Origin of the sequence: Pseudomonas sp. PNPG3 (assembly GCF_023093815.1) — a bacterium.
In the GTDB taxonomy this organism is placed as follows: Bacteria; Pseudomonadota; Gammaproteobacteria; order Pseudomonadales; family Pseudomonadaceae; genus Aquipseudomonas; species Aquipseudomonas asiatica.
The window spans coordinates 1-270 of the sequence record NZ_JALLKV010000218.1; the positions used below are offsets into that span (position 1 = coordinate 1).

Consider the following 270-nt stretch of genomic DNA (forward strand, 5'->3'; position numbering starts at 1 on the left):
GACGCGCACGGTCCACGGCGCGCGCTTCGATCAGCTCGGCCAGGGCATACAGCGCCATCACCATAGCCGCCTCGGGCCATTGGCCGATGACAAAGGCGCCGGTGACGGCCACGGCCATCAAGGCATTGATGTTGAGGCGGCCGACGCGCAGCGCCGCCAGGCCCTTCTTGTAGGTCTCCAGCCCGGCCAGGCCGATGGCCGTCAGGGCCAGGGCCATGGAGGCGATCTGCCAGGGCAGCGTGTCCGGCGCGAAAAAGGCCAGGGCTTCGG

General features: G+C 69.6%; 1 pseudogene. It reads right to left on the reverse strand.

Going from position 1 to position 270, the window contains the following annotated elements:
- Nucleotides 1-270 (reverse strand): annotated as a pseudogene (locus MJ643_RS30795) (cation-transporting P-type ATPase); the annotation flags it as partial.